The organism is Pseudovibrio sp. Ad37, assembly GCF_001623075.1.
Lineage (GTDB): Bacteria > Pseudomonadota > Alphaproteobacteria > Rhizobiales > Stappiaceae > Pseudovibrio.
Map to the genome: position 1 here is coordinate 1 of NZ_LMCF01000061.1, position 1,987 is coordinate 1,987.

The 1,987-nt window shown below is 53.5% G+C and carries 3 protein-coding genes; all 3 read right to left on the reverse strand.

Annotation, left to right across the window (positions count from 1 at the left end):
• Positions 1 to 137 precede the first annotated feature (137 nt).
• The 3 genes from PsAD37_RS11350 to PsAD37_RS11360 are packed head-to-tail and all read right to left on the reverse strand — an operon-like array spanning position 138 to position 1,866.
• Entirely contained in the window at positions 138 to 677 is a 540-nt protein-coding gene (locus tag PsAD37_RS11350) for a hypothetical protein (protein ID WP_153039726.1), read from the reverse strand.
• Positions 674 to 1,570: a hypothetical protein gene (locus PsAD37_RS11355; protein ID WP_063296243.1), complete on the reverse strand. Its 897-nt coding sequence runs from the start codon at positions 1,568 to 1,570 to the stop codon at positions 674 to 676. Before PsAD37_RS11355 ends, PsAD37_RS11350 begins: the two co-directional genes overlap by 4 nt.
• Positions 1,570 to 1,866 carry a hypothetical protein gene (locus PsAD37_RS11360; protein ID WP_063296244.1) on the reverse strand — a complete coding sequence of 99 codons (297 nt, stop codon included), beginning with the start codon at positions 1,864 to 1,866 and terminating at the stop codon, positions 1,570 to 1,572. The genes PsAD37_RS11355 and PsAD37_RS11360 overlap by 1 nt, the downstream gene beginning before the upstream one ends.
• Positions 1,867 to 1,987 lie beyond the last annotated feature (121 nt).

The following is a 1,987-nucleotide window of genomic DNA, read 5'->3' on the forward strand; positions in this document are numbered from 1 at the left end:
CCAGCAACTCCGCATTGGGCTGCGCAGGAGCTGCAAAGGTGAAGGCCAGATCTTGTTCCTGGAAGAGCTGCGGGATTTGGACAATAGCATTCATAACAAACTCACTGGCAAAAGAAAAAACAAAGGAAGCATAAGAATTAAGAGTGATCTGGCGGATTGAGTTGGTGCATCACCATCGGCGGTGGATAGGGTTTGGAGTGCCATTCATCAGCGGGACATAAAGTGCCCGGACGCGCGTAGGTATGGAAGGATTTTGCCGGTGCGAAAAACTCGTTCTGACAAAGTAAATACCCTTCGTCTTGCGCTCTTTGCCCAATTGATTGCGCCCATAGATTGCCGGCGATCGCAAAAATCAGGAGCGATCCGAAAATGAGAATGAGGTATGTTTTGACAGACCATTGCAGCCGTTGATGACCCCAGGGCGTAAAGACAAAATGAGCGATGGGGATCGCAACAGATCCAAGCGCTAAAGCCTGGATCCCATGAGCAATTTCAAAGTTATCTTGCCGGAGTTCAATAACCTGCTGCGCATACAGAAAGTCAGAGACCGTACTCCACACCAAAAACACCATCAAAAGATCAAGCGCGGCAGCAAACCCGTGGGCTCTGCGCGGATCCCGGCCAATCCACTGGCCAAAATGAACGGTTTTATTGATGTACCAGTTGATCATCATCACCGCCTGTAGATCTGGTTGTAAAGATCAGGGCCACCAAAATGCCAGATGGTCTCGCGTTCCAGATCATAGAAAAACCGATTGCTGCGGCGTTCAAGCTCTTCCACCTTCTGGCGCATGGAAACTTGCGCTTCACGAATGACTTGTCCGGTTTTCTGAAGGCCGCGCGCAACAGCCTCACCAGTCCACCGCAGGGCAGCAGACAGTTTTTCTCGCAGGCCAAACATCTTGTCCAGTTGTCCAAGCGCCATGCCAACAGCCATGCCAACAACAATGGCACCAGCCGTAATGGCAAGGGCAGGAATAGCAACCGTGGTGATAGCACCGGCCAGAAGCGCGCCAGCTGCTGCTGCGGCCATGCCAGCCCCAATGGCAACAGCCCCGATCGCCACATCGACAATGATGTTGGCAAACAGTTCGCTGTAAAGCTGCGTATCGCTCATGATGAACTGCATGACATCCAGGGCCACATAACAGGTGATCATGATGACCGCGTTCGCCCGGCCACCTGCCCGAATGGCTTCAGGTCCAATTCCAAAAGCAACAACCTTTGGAGAGGACGACAGATACCGTGTCCCCTTAAGAACTTCGCGTACTGCAGGATAGCCTTTGAAGATCACGTAGGTCTTCCCATTGGCTATCTTTGTGTAATAACGCCCCTTAATACCGATCTCTTTTAAAAGCTGATGTCCTGACCGGCTGTCCAGCAATGTGCCGGGCAAGGTGGCTAGATCTAAAGCACCGCCGGTCATAAGCGCCATGCCTTGATGGGCGTCCACGATCGCCTGAGCAAATGCCTCAAGAGAGACCGCGATTGCCTCATCCTGAACTGGATTTACATCATGAGCGGCACCATGTTGCTGCGCCATGCGTTGTTCTGCCAGCGGATAGACCATCAGAATATCTCCTTGTGCGGCTGTTCCCCGGGTTTGACCATCAAGCGGTGGCCAGGAAACTGATCCAGAAAGCCCCGGATCTCCAGCTCTTCCGACAGATCTGCGTGCAGAGCATCTGACGAGCGCTCAGGCCGGTCACGGCCTTGCAAGACCACATGCGCCGTGCCTGCCGGGTCGCCCTCTTTGGGTGCAGCTTCTGCTACCGCCTCCACCTTGCGTCGCCGCCACAACAGGGCGCGAAAGAAGCTGCGCAAGTAACCGCGCTTCTCTGAGGCTTTGCCAGAGACAGGTTGCATATTCCAACTCCGCAGATCAGGCCCAAATCAAAGACTGCCTGATGTGAATTCACCCATAGGCAGTGTCCGGGCCAAAGCTGGCCCGGATCTGACTTCCATCCTCAATGAGGATAGAGACTTA